The sequence below is a fragment of the Agarivorans sp. MS3-6 genome, from assembly GCF_054112545.1.
In genome coordinates this window covers 1,146,864-1,161,457 of record NZ_CM134202.1, presented here as the reverse complement: position 1 = coordinate 1,161,457, position 14,594 = coordinate 1,146,864, and the positions used below count along the sequence as shown (strand labels likewise).

Here is a 14,594-nt window from a genome sequence, read left to right as displayed (position 1 = left end):
GCTTGATCTAACCAGATTAATTGCCGCTTCGCTCGTAAAGTGAGCGGCAATAAAAACATCAGTAGTATGGAGATTATGATGGACTGGATAGAGTGGTTTGGTTACTTGGCATCGGTAGTGGTCGCTATCTCATTAACCATGAATTCAATTGTGAAATTGCGCTGGTTGAATATGGTGGGAGCGGCGCTGTTTTCCGCCTATGGCTTTGTTATTGGCGCCATGCCAGTGGCCTTGTTAAACTTATTTATTGTATTTGCCAATATTTACTACTTGCAGGGAATTTATCGCAGCAAACACCAATTTAAATTGATTGAAGTAGAAGCCAGTAGCCCCTTGCTGCGCTTTTGGATAGAGCACTACCAATCTGATATAGAGCAGTACTTCCCTCAGTTTTCTGCTAATAGTGTATTTGGACAACGTTGTTACATGCTAATGCGAAATAGTGAGCCTGCGGGAATATTGGTGGGTAAGCAACACCAGCAAGATTTTGAAGTGAAGCTCGATTACGTCTTCACTGCATATCGAGACTTTAAAACGGGTGACTTTCTCTACCATCACTCTGGATTTTTTAAGGCTCTAGGGGCGAATAAACTGCTCAGTTATAGCGCTGTGCGCAGCCATCAACAGTATCTTATTAAAATGGGCTTTAAAAAATCTGCCGATAACCAAGACTTATTTGAATACACAATTAGTCAATCATCGTAATAAGCGATATGTTGAGGCCAAGCCTAAATCCGATCAATCTACGTTAAATTTTATGATAGGGTAGCCCTTCTATTTACTCTTAGGTCACTTGAATATGCGTTTGAAACCATTGCCGTTTTTGTTTGTAGCTATTTTATTAGCGGGGTTGTTTGGCTGTGTATCGTCAGAGCAAGCAGGCGCGCCGGAAAAACGGTCTACTACGGTGGTAAGCGGCGATACGAGTTACTTACAAAACTCAAAGGGGCGTTACGCTTGGCACCCTAGCCTGATCAAAGCACATTTAAAAAAGGCAGAAAACGAAGCCTTACTGCTGAGTGAAATGCGCAAAAGCATTGCCAAGGTGATGAGTGAAAAAGGCTATATTCAAGTGAATGCCAATCAGCAACCAGACTTTTTTATTGGCTTTGGCGCGGCGCTTGAATCAGAAATGAGTGACCAACAAATACTAGAGCGAGCAGGGTTAATGGCGGGGATGTCTAGCAACGATGTTGACCCCGCTTTGTATCAAAAAGGCTCTATGTTGGTGGCGTTATTTTATAGCCTAGAAACGGGACCATTTTGGCGAGTACTCGGTCAAGGGATGGCTGCTAAACATCAACCGTTAGATGAACGTAAACTAACTATTGAGCGCGGCGTTTCTCGTATGTTACAGCATATTCCTCAGCGCTAGGCAGCTAAGCGCAGCGCTTAAGAGAGGGGCTACAAATAGGACACCCGATATGGAAAAGGATCAAACACCCCATAGCTTTAGTGTAAAGCAGGCCGCCGAACTGGCAGGAATAAGCAGTGATACTCTGCGCTTTTATGAGAAAAAGGGGCTACTGTTTAACATTAACCGCTCGCCCAGTGGCCATCGCCGCTTCAGTTCCAAAAACATCGATTGGCTGCGGTTTATTGTGTGTTTAAAGTCTACAGGAATGTCACTCGACACCATTAAACAATATCGCGACATGCTGGCTGAAGGCCCAAAGACCGAACCTCAACGCTTGCAGTTATTACTTGAGCATAAGCAGCAAACCGAGCAAAAAATTGCCTGTCTAAATAACAACCTTGAGCATGTGCAACGCAAAATTGAGCACTATCAAGATGGCCGAGAATTAAGCATCACTATTAAGTAATGCTTAATGTTTGAGCCTTAAAATAAGGCCTGCTTTAAGGCAAATACGGGCTTAGTTATTCCACAGGTTTGGGGGCTGGGAATGTCCAACTACCATCGAGGATTTCTGCTTTGGGTTGATACAAGCGAACAATGTAGTTCCAGCCATCGGTGATGGGGATACAGTTTACCCGGTCATCCGAGCAGCCACCAAAATGAATGGTCGCACCGCCGTCTTTATTTGGGGTAGCCGTTAAATTGTTAAGTGAATTAATGCCCAGAGAGTTCTTTTCCATAAAGCCCTCTTTATTGTATACCGTGATCGAAGCAAAGCCATCGACCGGAATATCCTTCACCGTTAGCGCGTAATTAACTTTTCCATCGTTTTTTTCTGGTACAACATTGACATAAATAGCGTCTTCTTTGGGGTTGCCGCCCCAGCCCATTGCTGTTCCAAGCAAATGATGAATAGGGTTAAGCTTAGATTTTTCTCCCAGCATTCCTGAGGTATCACTTAGCGTCGCAGCAAGCACGTTGATGGCGTCACGCACCTTAGACAGTGATTCTTCGTCCCACTCTGGCAGATCAAGCGAGCCTGAATTTTCCTGCTTCACGACTATTTGATCCTGAACCGCATTTGCCAGTTTTATATCATTGGCATCGCTGGCGTTCACTAGGGTGCGGAATATCACACCGACATAGCGGGTGCCAATCTCTTGTTGAGTGAGTGTATACGAGCCAGGCTTATAGATTGCAGCAGGAATAGAATGATCCTGACTCACTATCATCATAGATTGCCAACGCTCTGTTGTTGGCTTAGTAATTGTGACGGGGGTGGTTAAATCAAAAATCCCAATCGAATAGAGGGTATCTTGATTCATCCGGATCACGTCTTGCTTATCGAGTGGGGTAGGCTGTCGGATATGCGCAAATTTGCCAAAGCCACCCGTTGTTTCATAGCGCTTAAAGGTCATGTCTGTTTCAGCGCGAACAAAGTTATCGACGGTTACTGTTTCTGCGGCCGATGAGCTTGTTGCTAGCGTTAACAAAAATATCCCTAGCGGAAATGATACTTTGTTAGTCCTTTTCATACTCTTTTATCCTTAGTGTTTAAGATTAATAGCCGCCACATACCTTGGCGCTAAACGCCTAGTTAAGTAACAAATGATAGATCTAATCTGCCTAACTAGGCGGCGCTTGCGAGTAAAAGTATCAGCTCTGACTATTAAGTTGATTAAGGGTGAAGCTTAATAGCGGTAAGGATAGCATGCCACTGGTGACCAAGCAGGGTTGTTGAAGTCTGTTTAAACCGATTCAATGAGGTCTATATCTTCAGCATCAAGCTGCAGGCTAGCGCCTCTTATCACGCCATCGGCTTGTTCTGGAGTGCGCATACCTACTATAGCGGCGGTAATAGCAGGGTGTTTTAGCGTCCATGCGATGGCGACTTCGCCAGCAGATGCTTGATGTTTGGTCGCGACTTGCTTGAGCGCTTCTACAATGTTTAGATTATGGTTAAGTTGAGGAGGGTTAAAAGCATCGGCTGTTTTTCGCCAATCATCCTCCCCTAAGGCGGCTATTCGCTCTCGGGTCATTTTTCCTGTCAGTAATCCCGATCCCATCGGAGAGTAACAAATCACCCCGGTATTATGTTGCTGGCAGTAAGGCAGTAATTGGGCTTCACAATCACGGTTAATTAAGCTGTAAGGGGGCTGGATTGAACTGATAGGGGCTATTTTCTGTAGGCTTTCCATTTGCTCTACTGAGTGATTAGACACACCTAAATAGCGTATTTTACCTTGATGCTGTAGCTCGACCATGGCTTGCCAAGCCTCTTCAATGTCTTCGGCTGGGTTTGGCCAGTGAATTTGGTATAAATCGATGGTGTCTACCTGTAGGCGTTTTAAGCTATGTTCGACTTCTACTTTGATGCTGGCGGCTTTTAAGCAAGGTTCAATGTTATTGTGTTGATCCCAGTTAAAGCCGCATTTACTAAAAATAAGAGGTTTAGTGCTTAAGCCTTTAATCGCTCGGCCTACTACTTTTTCGCTATGCCCATGGCCATAGACTGGCGCGGTATCTATCCAATTTATGCCTAAAGATAAGGCGTGTTGTATGGTATTGATAGAGTCTTGGTCTTGTTGAGTTCCCCAGCCCCATTGCCAAAGTCCCCCCATTGCCCAAGCGCCTAAACCGATGCGAGTAATCTGCAAATCACTGTTTCCTAATGGTACCAATTCCATGGTCACTCCTATTAAGCGGGTTAAATATTGATGATGGAATAGTGAGTGTAAAACTTGGAGTTAAGTCCAAGTCAAGCGCTAGGCGAAAAGAAAAACCACAGCTAGAGTTACCGGGAATAATCGTCAACTGCCAACATATTCGGCTAGGATTAAATAAAGCGGGAAACTAATTGAAAAAGCACTGCCCAATTGAGTTAATCTTGGTTGGAACAGCGGCCACTGCTGACTACACTGAGCCAACTAAAATAAATATAAAAAATGCAGGAGCTCCTATGTTAAAACAATATCCAGTGACTGATTTACACCGCCACTTAGATGGCACCATTCGGGCTGAAACTATTCTTGAGTTGGGCAGAAAATTTAACGTTGCCTTACCCGCCACTAGCTTAGAAGCCTTGATCCCGCATGTGCAGATCACTAAACAAGAACCTAATCTTGTCGCCTTTTTATCTAAGTTAGATTTTGGTGTTAGCGTACTGGGTGATTACGAGGCTTGCGCCCGTGTGGCTGAAGAAAATGTCGCCGATTTAGTGACCGCAAAAATTGATTATGCTGAATTACGCTTTAGCCCTGGTTACATGGCAATGAGCCACAAACTAAATCCTGAAGGGGTCGTTGAAGCAGTGATCGAAGGTGTGCGCCGCGGGATGACAAAACATGATGTGCAAGTGAACTTAATTGGCATTATGAGCCGTACTTTTGGCCAACAAAGTTGCAGTAAAGAATTAGAAGCTTGTATGGCTTTTCGTGATCACATTGTCGCGGTAGATTTAGCCGGTGATGAATTAGGTAAACCCGGTGATTTATTTGTAGAGCAGTTTTCGCGCGCACGTGATGCCGGTTTTGGGATTACAGTGCATGCCGGTGAAGCTGCCGGCCCTGAGAGTGTTTGGCAGGCCATTCGTGAACTGGGCGCGACTCGAATTGGCCATGGGGTTAAAATTGCAGACGATCCGGCTTTAATTGATTATGTGGCCAAACACAAAATTGGAGTGGAGTCGTGTTTGTCATCTAACTTTCAAACCAATACCACGCCAGACTTAAGCCAACACCCGCTTAAACGCTTTTTAGAGCATGGTATTCGTGCCAGCTTGAACACCGATGATCCTGGGGTCTCGGCGATAGATTTACCCGATGAGTACCGGATTGCGCGAGAACAGCTAGGCTTCGGCGACGAGCAAATCGCTAAGCTGCAAAGCAATGGTTTAAAAATGGCATTTATTAGTGAGCATACCCGCCAAGGTCTACGCGAAAAAGCTGCTACTCGCTAATTGTTACTGCGATCAACCTACTAGAACGCCCGCTTTAGCGACTAAAGCGGGCTTTTTTATGGTCTAGCTACCCCCAAGCTGATAGGCGGGCCGGGGCAATCCATCACCGCGGCAATACAGCGGATCATCTCGTTTTCTAGAACAGTGAGTTGTTTGTCTAAACATACGCAAGCGACCAAGGCGCGTAATACCCGTTGTTTAATTTGTGGGTAGGCATTAGCCAGCTGTTTAACGGCTGGGCCAAAGTGCTCTACCTGGCATTGCTCTCGGGGTAATAAACTAATGGTATACAAACTGACGCTGTTGGCTCCAATGCCAAAAGCGCGCTGGATATCTGTTTCTTGTTGGTGGCCAAAGTAGGCCAAACTTGATAATACCACTGCGAAAGGTTGGCTGATTTCTGGCAGACTGCTAAAAATGGGTTTACTGGGCGATACCTTTTCAAATTGATGAGCTAGATAATGTTTAATTAAGTGGTATAAACACCATTCGTACATATCTACTTGCTGGTCGGCTTTGATTAAGCGGCGCAAGTTTGTCATAAAGCGTTGATATTGTTTGCCTGACATACATTTTAGTGCTGGCAGTGACAGCTCTAGCAATGGCAGGCGGTAACTTTTATCTAGCGAAGTAATCCAATCCCAAGCTTGCAAGGTTTCGCTTATTCGCGAGCTTTTACTTAAGTTGTCTTTAATATCATTGAGTTGCTTTTGTCTAAGATCGTTCTCTTCACTTAGCAGCAGCGCATACACCACGCTAATCACCCCACAGGGCTCATGAGCCAAGCTGAGTAAACCATCCGGTAAATGAGCCAATTCACCACTGACCGTTAAGGTGTTTTGTGAAAGCGTATATTCAGCTTTGCTAGATTTATTGCTTAGTGCATCAATGGCAGCCTCGGCTGCGGTGGCAACAAACACGGTTTTTTTCAATTGTTGTTGCTGGTGTTGCTGGTTTTGCTGGTTTTGCTGGGTGTTTCGCTGGCTGGTTGTCGAGTAAATAGGCGCAGCCTTTTTCTTGATGTCTCGTTTAATTAGTTGGCCGTTCCAGCGGGGTAAAATGCGCTTAATACGTTGTTCTATCGCCGGGTGGGTGGCAAAAAAGCTGCCCAAGCGGCGCGCATCACCAATAAACATGTGGCTGGCTTCTTGGCTAAGCGGCGCTCGCAATCCAGAGCCGGCATCATAGCCGCCAATAATTTTTAGTGCGTCAGCAATGCCATTGGGATTACGAGTAAATTGCACCGCGGAAGCATCGGCTAAGTATTCCCGTTGGCGGCTAATTGCGGCTTTAATCATATTGGCAAAAAAACAACCAATCCAGCCTAATGCCAGTAAACCAAAACCTGCGGCGGCAACTCTTGCGTCATTGCTCTCTATACGGTTAGAGCGCGATGAGCTGCTATAACGATGACTGTGCAGGACAAATTCACCCACATTAGATATAAATACAATGCCACTTAACAAAGCAATCAGTTGCATGTTTAAGCGCATGTCTCCATTTAGAATATGGCTAAACTCGTGCGCAACTACCCCTTGTAGTTGTTCACGGTTCAGTTGCTCTAATGCGCCTTGCGTGATGCCTATCACCGCATCTGCTGGCGTATGCCCTGCGGCAAAAGCGTTAATACCTATTTCATTTTGGAGCAGATACACCGAGGGCACTGGCATACCTGAGGCGAGAGCCATTTCTTCTACAACATTAAGCATCTGTTGCTGTTCTGCTTGCTGGCTGTTGGGAAGGATCCGCTGCCCACCCAGTGACTCAGCAATACGACGGCCTCCATCACGCAGCTGATACCATTTAAAGGTAATGGCAAACGCTATAATGCTGGTTACTAGCGCGCTAACAAAAAACAAAATATCTTGAGAGAAGAAGCGGCGATTAGCCGCAATACTAGTCTCGTTGCTTGACTGAAACATCCACAGCGAAGCGGCAATAATCACGTTACTTAAACCAATTAGAATAATTACCGCCACCACAAATAATAGAATTAACCATTTACTGTTGCGGCGAGCATGGTCTTGTTCGGCAAAAAAATTCATGAAGCAAACTCAGTTAATTAGAATGAAACTTTAGGCGCGCTTTGGATCTCTGCGCTATCAGCAAACTCTAATAAATTGGCGTCTTTTTTGTGGCCAAACTGGGCTGCAAAAAACACCGGTGGAAACGATTGGCGATATTCGTTGTATTCGGTCACTGAGTCGTTAAAGGCTTGACGAGAAAAGGCGACGCGATTTTCGGTGGTGGTGAGCTCTTCTGTTAGCTGCATCATGTTGTCACTGGCTTTTAAGTCAGGGTAGCTTTCCATCACTATATTCATTTTGCTCATAGCACCTTGCAGTAAACCCTCTGCACTGGCTAATTTGCTTAAGGTGGCACCACTTGGATCTTTTGCTGCGGCGCGCAATAGCGCACTGGCATCATTACGAGCGCTAATTACGGCTTCGAGGGTTTCTTTCTCATGGCTCATATAAGCTTTGGCTGTTTCGACAAGATTGGGAATAAGGTCGTAGCGACGTTTAAGCTGTACCTCTATCTGAGCAAAGGCATTCTGGTAGCGATTACGCAAACTCACTAAACGGTTATAAATTCCTACAACATAAAAAATAGTCGCGGCGATAATCACTAAAATGACAATTAATGATACATCCATGTCTCAAGTTCCCTAATTATTAAATACTTAATATCAGCATGATACGGATTTACTCTAAGATTGCTATGCGCCAGTTAGCAGATTAATGGCAAACAACAGTGATGTGAAAAGGCGAGGCATAAGGGGGATACAAGCGCAATATAGTTTGTTAATTCGGGGGGGTATAGGCTATTTCACGGCGAAAATGTAATGGTGGTGTTATGGTTGTTATTGTTAGTTGAAACTCTAGATAAGCGAGTTAGTCAATGCACGACCTTACAACCATGGCGGTAACCGTATTCATGGGCTTTTTTGCGATGATGAATCCGATTGCCAATACCGCAGTATTTGTTGGTATGACAGGTGAGCAAAGCGCAGCGCAGCGCAAAAGAACCGCGTTTAAAGCCTTAATAAGTGCCTTTTTTATCATCTCTGCCTTTTGCTTGTTAGGCAAAGCTATTTTTGAGCTATTTGGGATTACCTTACCCGCGCTGCGTTTAGCGGGCGGTATTTTGGTCTTTTTGGTGGGCTACCATATGCTGCAGGGGAGTAGCTCCAAATTGCACTCTCATATCCCGGGCGAAGTAGACGATGACGACGGTAAAGACATTGCCATTTCTCCCTTAGCCTTACCCATATTAGCGGGCCCAGGCACCATTGCCACGGCCATGAACTATTCGGCTTCAGGTGAAGTGCTCAACATCATCGTTACCATGTGTGCGTTTGCCCTACTGTGTGTTATTACGTTTGTTTGCTTTTTGTTTGGACCAAAGCTAATCGATAAAGTTGGCGCAAGTGGTATCAACATTACCACCCGTTTAATGGGCTTAATTCTAACGGTAATTGGCATGCAAATGTTGATACAAGGGGTACATGATGCGTTTACCTTGTTTCAACATAGCGCGGTTTAGTTATTGGGGACGCGTTAATGCTTTGTTGCGCATAGCGATAAGCTCAGCAATTTTTGCAGGCTCGAGGTGATAGCCACTTTGCGCAATCTTTTGAATCTCTGGATCACTACACAATCCAAAATCAGTAACCCAAGCATCGATAGTCGGTGTTCCAAATAGTAATGTTAGATCAGGGCAAGCTTGATAACCATGCACTGTTATAAGTTGTTCTAATCTCCACTTTTCGATGCTTCGACCTGGAAACGCTATTAATGCGCTTACCAGCATAAAAAGAGATAAAAATGTAATGGCTTTTCCAAATCTATTTGGATTGTCACTTTTGATTTCCAGTATCTTTAGAGTGGCAGTTATTGTAAACGCAGACAGTATTAGCAACCCTGCGATAATAAAGCAATATCCAACATCAATGTATATTACAGGATAATTCATTGATATTTGGTTAGGAATTAGAGAGAAAGGCTTTCCCTCATATATCATGAAAACTAGTATTGGTATCGTAGTGATAGCAATCAGTATCGTAAGTTGAAGTAAACGGACTTTTTTGATCTTAGTATCTTTCATTAAACTACATTACCTACTATTAGAAATAAAAACCATTTGCTTTCATGTTGGAGATGGCACTCATTCTATTTATGCCTTGCTCTAATTTAATTACGTCGTTGTTTGCTTGCTCCTCAACATGCTTGTTTAATGCACTAATGATTTTTTCGCTAATTTGATACCTGCTATCCAAGTAGTTAAATACTGTATTAAAAGTAAACGCGACTGTTATGCCGATAGCAATAGGGATAATAGTAACACTTGTTAAAATAGCGGTGGCCGTTCCGAATATAAGTCGATAACAAAAAAAGGGAATTAGCTTCTCTGGAACAATGGAGTGCAATGGCGTATTACTCTTTGTTCGTCTCTTCACGTTTAGAGAGTAGAGCTGCTATTTTTGCTGGTTCGTCTGAATACCCGTATCTAGCTCGTTGGTCAACTTCAGAATCGTTACACAGGCTAAAGTCCTTAACCCAAGCGTCGATGGTTGCCGAGCTCATTAGTAATGTGAAGGGGGAACAAGGTTGGTAACCATGTTGCTCAGCTATTTTTTCTATACGGGATTTTTCTATAGATTGGCCTGGAAAGATGAAAAGAAAACCGATAGTTACTATTACTGCTAGAGCCTTTGTAGATAAGTGTTTAGCGCTTAAAGTCAAATTACAACGTTTTAAACAGATATACTGCCAGAGCATAAATAGTCCTGCCGATAACAAGCCAAATGAAGCGCCTATTGTAGTTGATCCGATTCAGTAGACACTTCACTCAAACAAGATGAGGTGTTTATGCCAGCTTATAAAACAGGTAAAAAAACTCAGCAATACACAACTGAATTCAAAGCAACCGCCGTCAAATTAACCCACTTGGCAGGTGCTACAGTTAAAGGAGTTGCAGAGTCACTCGACATTCATCCGTTCATGTTATCTCGGTGGCGAAAGGATTATCGCGAGGGGAAAATCATGTCTGATAGAAGACGGAAAAAACTAAGCAAACCCATGAATCTTTCTGAAAATGAAAAAATTGCTGAACTTCAAAAGAAAGTAAAACAACTTGAACTGGAGAATGATTTGCTAAAAAAGTGGCAACGATTCGTCGCGGAGGAAAGTCGACGAGATTCCGATTCATAAGCCATTATAAGCAACGCTTTCCCATCACCATGATGTGCCGATTTCTTAAGGTGTCTCGCTCTGGTTACTATGCCTTCTGTAAACGAAAAGTGAGCCGCCATAAGCTCATTGATGACCAGTTGGCCTATCGTATTGCGCAGATATTCACCAAGAGTAGAGAGACTTACAGTAGCCCTCGTGTGCATGCGGAGTTAAAGCGTAGCGGAATTTACACCAGTCGAAAACGGGTGGCTAGGTTGATGAGAGAGCATGGCTTGAAAGCACGCTGTTCTAGGGTTTACATTAAAATGGCTAAACTACATCGATTCTATCAATCGATTAAAAACATACGTAAAGATATGCCAAAACCTACCGCAGTTAATGAACAATGGGCGGGTGATTTAACCTATATACGACAGGGAAACCGCTGGTTATATCTTGCAGTAGTCATAGACCTATATTCACGAAAAGTGATTGGTTGGTCGATGAATCACCGTAAAACAACAGCAGTAACGATGGCGTCGTTACAAATGGCCTTTAGAAATAGAAAGCCACAGGCTGGATTGGTGTTTCACACTGACAGAGGAGCAGAATATCGCGCTCATGAAGTTCAAGCACTGTTGAGTAAGTACGGCGTAACACCGAGTATGAATCGACCAGGGCATTGTACAGACAACGCAGAAATGGAATCGTTTTTTCATACCTTAAAAGGAGAACTCATTAAATCGAATCACTTTACAAGTGAATGGGATTTGAGAGATAAAGTAGCAGGATATGTACAACATTTTTATAATCGATTTCGACTGCACTCAAGTTTAAAATACTTAAGTCCAGTAGAATACGAAGGCAGAGCAAAGGAAGCGTAACCCGTGTCTACTTTATCGGGGGAAGATCATATAAAACCAATATATTGGGAATCTAAGTAAATCACATTATATTTGTTGTTCAGTTGATTATCTAAATATCCAAGCATGCCAGAGCTTACTAACAGGAAAAAAGATAGTAGACACAAAGCGAAGCAAGTCAGTGAAGTTATTATTGCTTTTTGGGGGGAGAGTTTTACCACAGTACTTCCTAAAAGAATCGATATGGAGATTGGTTCATACTTGAAATAGCTTTCATGGTATTTATTTTCTGACTAAGCCCTTCAATTTCTTTCTTAGCTGAAATTTCGACAGACCGATTTAAACTAACAACTATTTTTTCTTTTAGTTTAAGTTGGTCCTCTACGATACCTAATGTTTTTTGGACTATAAAGGCTATGCTAAAGCCTACTGCCAGAGGTATTACTACAATACTTTTAGCACCTTTTTGAGTGATTCCGTATTTACCTAAAATACTCCCGCACGTTGTATATTTAGCGCTAGCGCTCCCATAGCTTCATGTCTAATGCTTGGCCTGCGAACTGGTTGGTGAGACTTATTCGGAGTCTCTATCAGCAAGGAGTTTAGCTATTTTGGCGGGTTCACTTCTGTAGCCATATCTAGCTAACTTATCAACTTCAGGATCGCTACATAGACTAAAATCATTCACCCAAGCGTCTATGGTTGCTGAACTCATGAGTAATGTGAAAGGAGGGCAGGCTTGATAGCCATGTTGCTCTGCAATTTTTTCGATACGTTTTTTTTCAATTGATTGGCCCGGAAAGATGAAAAGAAAGCCGATTATTATTGCCAATGCAAAAGCTTTGGTAGAGTTATTTTTTAAACTAAGTGGAGGGCCACCTTTTGTTGTATTCCTAAACTGCCAAAGCATGAACAATGCTCCTGCAAGAGTTGAAATAGCTCCACCGATGTATCCACTATACTTTGCGTCTAAATAGATAACTGGAAAACCACCAGTTAATTGGGTCTGAAGCGAAGTAAGCATATCAGTTAGAAAAAGAATCGAACATGCTATAGCAAATATACAGCTAAAGAATAAGAACCCTAGGAGTGATTTTTTGGCGGTTTGTTTAGTCATTTTGGGTAGCCTAAAAGAAACTGTAAGCAGAGTTTCTCATGCTACTTGTTGCTTTCATTTGGTTTATTTTTTGATTCATGCGGTCGATATCTTTTTCAAAAGATTGCTTCGCTGAGTCATTAAGCGCTTTTACTAATTTTTCTTTTACATCGTAGTATGATTCAACTTCATTTAGTCCCCCTTGAATTACAAAAGCAACTAGAGCTCCTGCTAATATTGGTATAACAACGATGCTTATTGATGATACTGCTAAAGTACCTGCGGCATAACCGAAGACTGCAGCTACAGAAGCAATCGTTATATCGGTCGCTACATCAACTACCCAATTGGTTATCAAATAGTCTTTTTTAAGTACCAATTCTAGCGTGTGGTGTGATACTGAAAACACCACAGTGATTAATACTCCGCCACGAGCGGATGCTTTTAGCCCTTGTTGACCTATGCCTAAAGTCAACATTTTAGTATTAGTAGATAGGTAGCGGGTGCCTTTAATTACTGTTCTTAGCTTGTGGTTCCCCTTAAAGCTAATGTAGCTTTTAGCACCTTTTTGAGTGATTTCGTATTTACCTAATATGCTACCCCCTCGATGCATGTCTAGGGCTAAAATACCCATCGTCTTTACATCAATAACTTGCCCGCCAAATTGGTTCACCAAGCTTAGCGAGGTGACAAGTACATTTTGTGCGAGTTCAGGTAAACCTAAACCTTCCAATTTTTGACTTATTGCACTTTGGGCAAATCCTTGGCTCTTTTGTTTGGCGACCCATAGTGAGAAAAGCTCAGGCCCATGCAATATATACAAATCAGCTTCAGGCATTGCTGAGGCTTTTAATTCTGTTAGGCATTTATCTCTTGTTTGCTTATGGCGTTGTGATAAACACTGAAAATTATTTTTCACCAGGGAATTCTCTCCTTGTTTATGTTGATAGGATTGTAATTACCAATAATGACAAAGTAAACAATAGAGGGGGCTATATCGGAGGTTTTACTGCGCTTATAAAAATGGCGGTAAAAAAAACCAAGTGGCTAGCACTTGGTTAGTGAATAACAAATCCGGTTATTAAGCGGCTACGTGTTCCGATTTTGTTGAAAGAATGGCTAATAATTTTTGCGCGTGTTCGGCGACTTCGATGCCTAAATCGGTGAGGTAACCACCGTCAGGGAGTGTGCTTAGCCCTTTGTCGAATAAGCTTTGTGCAGCGGCAATGATCTCAGGGGCTGCATCGTGGTGAACCTTAATCCCTGTTTGTAAACTACTCATATCAAATTGCAGCAGTAAATTGAGCTCGGCGATGTTATTGGGAATAAATTTCATTGTGCCTTCCTATATATTTTTGTTACCCCACATTAGAAAGCCCATAGCTATTGCGCAAGTCATCAGCTTGAGAAGTGATACCTAGCGCAACGTTTTCTTTATCTGATTTGTAGGACAAGGAACTCTCAATGATTTCGCGCAATTTTGTTCAATAAAATTTGCGACCTAGCGCATATAGTTAGATTTTCTGCAGAACAAGGACATCGTGGTGAGCCTGTTTATATCAATGTTTGTATTTGCCTTAATTGGCGCAATATCGCCAGGGCCGGTTAACATCATCGCGACGGGGGCGGGCGCGAGTTTTGGCTTTCGGTTGGCCTTACCTCATGTTATCGGGGCCAGCGTAGGCTACAGCTTAGTGGTATTTATTGTGGGGGTAGGGCTAAATGAGATGGTGCAGTTGTTGCCAAAGCTAAGTGATATTCTTCAGTATTTTGGGGCGGCCTTTTTGTTGTATATGGCTTTTAGAATAGCCGTAGCGCCAGTTAATCAGCAGCTGACTAAGGCTTTGGCAACACCTCCAAATTTCCTGCAGGGAGCGTTAGCGCAAGGGCTAAACCCCAAAGCGTGGATGGTGGCGATGTCGGGAGTAAGTTTATTTGTATCTCCGCACCCATCAACACAGTATTATTTGTTGGTTTTCTGTACTATTTCGTTACTGGTTTGCTTTATTGGTGTGGGCGTATGGGCTGCCATAGGCACATTTATTTCGCGCTATCTTCGTTCACCCGCTAGGATGCGCCGCTTTAATCATTTAATGGCCTTATTGCTAGCGGGCTCAGTGGTTTCGTTGTTTGTTTAGCCAAGTGT

General features: G+C 43.1%; 16 protein-coding genes. 8 read left to right on the top strand and 8 right to left on the bottom strand.

Going from position 1 to position 14,594, the window contains the following annotated elements:
• Positions 1-75: 75 nt before the first annotated feature.
• The 3 genes from ACVFI8_RS05345 (at position 76) to ACVFI8_RS05335 (ending at position 1,823) form a co-directional block, all read left to right on the top strand.
• Positions 76-705, top strand: a complete 630-nt coding sequence (locus tag ACVFI8_RS05345; RefSeq protein ID WP_248714496.1) for a hypothetical protein — start codon at positions 76-78, stop codon at positions 703-705.
• Positions 706-799: 94 nt separating this feature from the next.
• Positions 800-1,375: a DUF4136 domain-containing protein gene (locus tag ACVFI8_RS05340; RefSeq protein WP_457873265.1), complete on the top strand. Its 576-nt coding sequence runs from the start codon at positions 800-802 to the stop codon at positions 1,373-1,375.
• A gap of 49 nt (positions 1,376-1,424) precedes the next feature.
• Positions 1,425-1,823 (top strand): MerR family transcriptional regulator, encoded by a 399-nt coding sequence (locus ACVFI8_RS05335; RefSeq protein ID WP_457873264.1) that lies wholly within the window; start codon positions 1,425-1,427, stop codon positions 1,821-1,823.
• A 55-nt stretch (positions 1,824-1,878) separates the two neighbouring features.
• Here ACVFI8_RS05335 and ACVFI8_RS05330 read toward each other — a convergent pair whose 3' ends face one another.
• Both ACVFI8_RS05330 and ACVFI8_RS05325 read right to left on the bottom strand, forming a co-directional pair.
• Positions 1,879-2,892 carry a DUF1214 domain-containing protein gene (locus tag ACVFI8_RS05330; protein WP_457873263.1) on the bottom strand — a complete coding sequence of 338 codons (1,014 nt, stop codon included), beginning with the start codon at positions 2,890-2,892 and terminating at the stop codon, positions 1,879-1,881.
• 213 nt (positions 2,893-3,105) lie between these two features.
• Positions 3,106-4,044 (bottom strand): aldo/keto reductase, encoded by a 939-nt coding sequence (locus tag ACVFI8_RS05325; protein WP_457873262.1) that lies wholly within the window; start codon positions 4,042-4,044, stop codon positions 3,106-3,108.
• 272 nt (positions 4,045-4,316) lie between these two features.
• Between ACVFI8_RS05325 and add the strand changes: the two genes are divergently transcribed.
• On the top strand, positions 4,317-5,315 hold the full coding sequence (gene add / locus ACVFI8_RS05320) for an adenosine deaminase (RefSeq protein WP_457873261.1): 999 nt from the start codon (positions 4,317-4,319) through the stop codon (positions 5,313-5,315).
• Positions 5,316-5,371: 56 nt separating this feature from the next.
• Here add and ACVFI8_RS05315 read toward each other — a convergent pair whose 3' ends face one another.
• Together ACVFI8_RS05315 and ACVFI8_RS05310 are read right to left on the bottom strand one after the other, a co-directional pair.
• A complete protein-coding gene (locus tag ACVFI8_RS05315) occupies positions 5,372-7,360 on the bottom strand; it encodes a M48 family metallopeptidase (protein WP_457873260.1) in 1,989 nt (662 codons plus the stop codon).
• Between the two features lie 17 nt (positions 7,361-7,377).
• Positions 7,378-7,971: a LemA family protein gene (locus ACVFI8_RS05310; protein ID WP_248714500.1), complete on the bottom strand. Its 594-nt coding sequence runs from the start codon at positions 7,969-7,971 to the stop codon at positions 7,378-7,380.
• A gap of 245 nt (positions 7,972-8,216) precedes the next feature.
• Between ACVFI8_RS05310 and ACVFI8_RS05305 the strand changes: the two genes are divergently transcribed.
• Positions 8,217-8,861, top strand: a complete 645-nt coding sequence (locus ACVFI8_RS05305; protein ID WP_457873259.1) for a MarC family protein — start codon at positions 8,217-8,219, stop codon at positions 8,859-8,861.
• Here ACVFI8_RS05305 and ACVFI8_RS05300 read toward each other — a convergent pair whose 3' ends face one another.
• Positions 8,862-9,422 carry a hypothetical protein gene (locus ACVFI8_RS05300; RefSeq protein WP_457873258.1) on the bottom strand — a complete coding sequence of 187 codons (561 nt, stop codon included), beginning with the start codon at positions 9,420-9,422 and terminating at the stop codon, positions 8,862-8,864.
• A gap of 321 nt (positions 9,423-9,743) precedes the next feature.
• Between ACVFI8_RS05300 and ACVFI8_RS05295 the strand changes: the two genes are divergently transcribed.
• Complete coding sequence (locus tag ACVFI8_RS05295; protein WP_457873257.1) at positions 9,744-9,932, top strand: hypothetical protein; 189 nt, start codon at positions 9,744-9,746, stop codon at positions 9,930-9,932.
• 254 nt (positions 9,933-10,186) lie between these two features.
• Positions 10,187-11,373 (top strand): IS3 family transposase gene (locus ACVFI8_RS05290; RefSeq protein ID WP_457873256.1). Its coding sequence is split into 2 segments (ribosomal slippage): positions 10,187-10,472 and positions 10,472-11,373, totalling 1,188 coding nucleotides; the frame shifts between segments, so codons are not numbered across the junction.
• Between the two features lie 553 nt (positions 11,374-11,926).
• Here the strand turns inward: ACVFI8_RS05290 and ACVFI8_RS05285 are convergent.
• The 3 genes from ACVFI8_RS05285 to ACVFI8_RS05275 all read right to left on the bottom strand — a co-directional run bounded on the left by ACVFI8_RS05285 (position 11,927) and on the right by ACVFI8_RS05275 (position 13,784).
• Positions 11,927-12,469 carry a hypothetical protein gene (locus ACVFI8_RS05285; protein ID WP_457873255.1) on the bottom strand — a complete coding sequence of 181 codons (543 nt, stop codon included), beginning with the start codon at positions 12,467-12,469 and terminating at the stop codon, positions 11,927-11,929.
• 10 nt (positions 12,470-12,479) lie between these two features.
• A complete protein-coding gene (locus tag ACVFI8_RS05280; RefSeq protein ID WP_457873254.1) occupies positions 12,480-13,367 on the bottom strand; it encodes a hypothetical protein in 888 nt (295 codons plus the stop codon).
• A gap of 162 nt (positions 13,368-13,529) precedes the next feature.
• The gene (locus ACVFI8_RS05275) at positions 13,530-13,784 is read right to left on the bottom strand and encodes a TIGR02647 family protein (protein ID WP_248714504.1); all 255 of its coding nucleotides are present in this window, start codon (positions 13,782-13,784) and stop codon (positions 13,530-13,532) included.
• 208 nt (positions 13,785-13,992) lie between these two features.
• Here ACVFI8_RS05275 and ACVFI8_RS05270 point away from each other — a divergent pair, with 208 nt between their 5' ends.
• Complete coding sequence (locus ACVFI8_RS05270) at positions 13,993-14,586, top strand: LysE family translocator (protein WP_457873253.1); 594 nt, start codon at positions 13,993-13,995, stop codon at positions 14,584-14,586.
• The last annotated feature ends 8 nt before the right edge of the window (positions 14,587-14,594 follow it).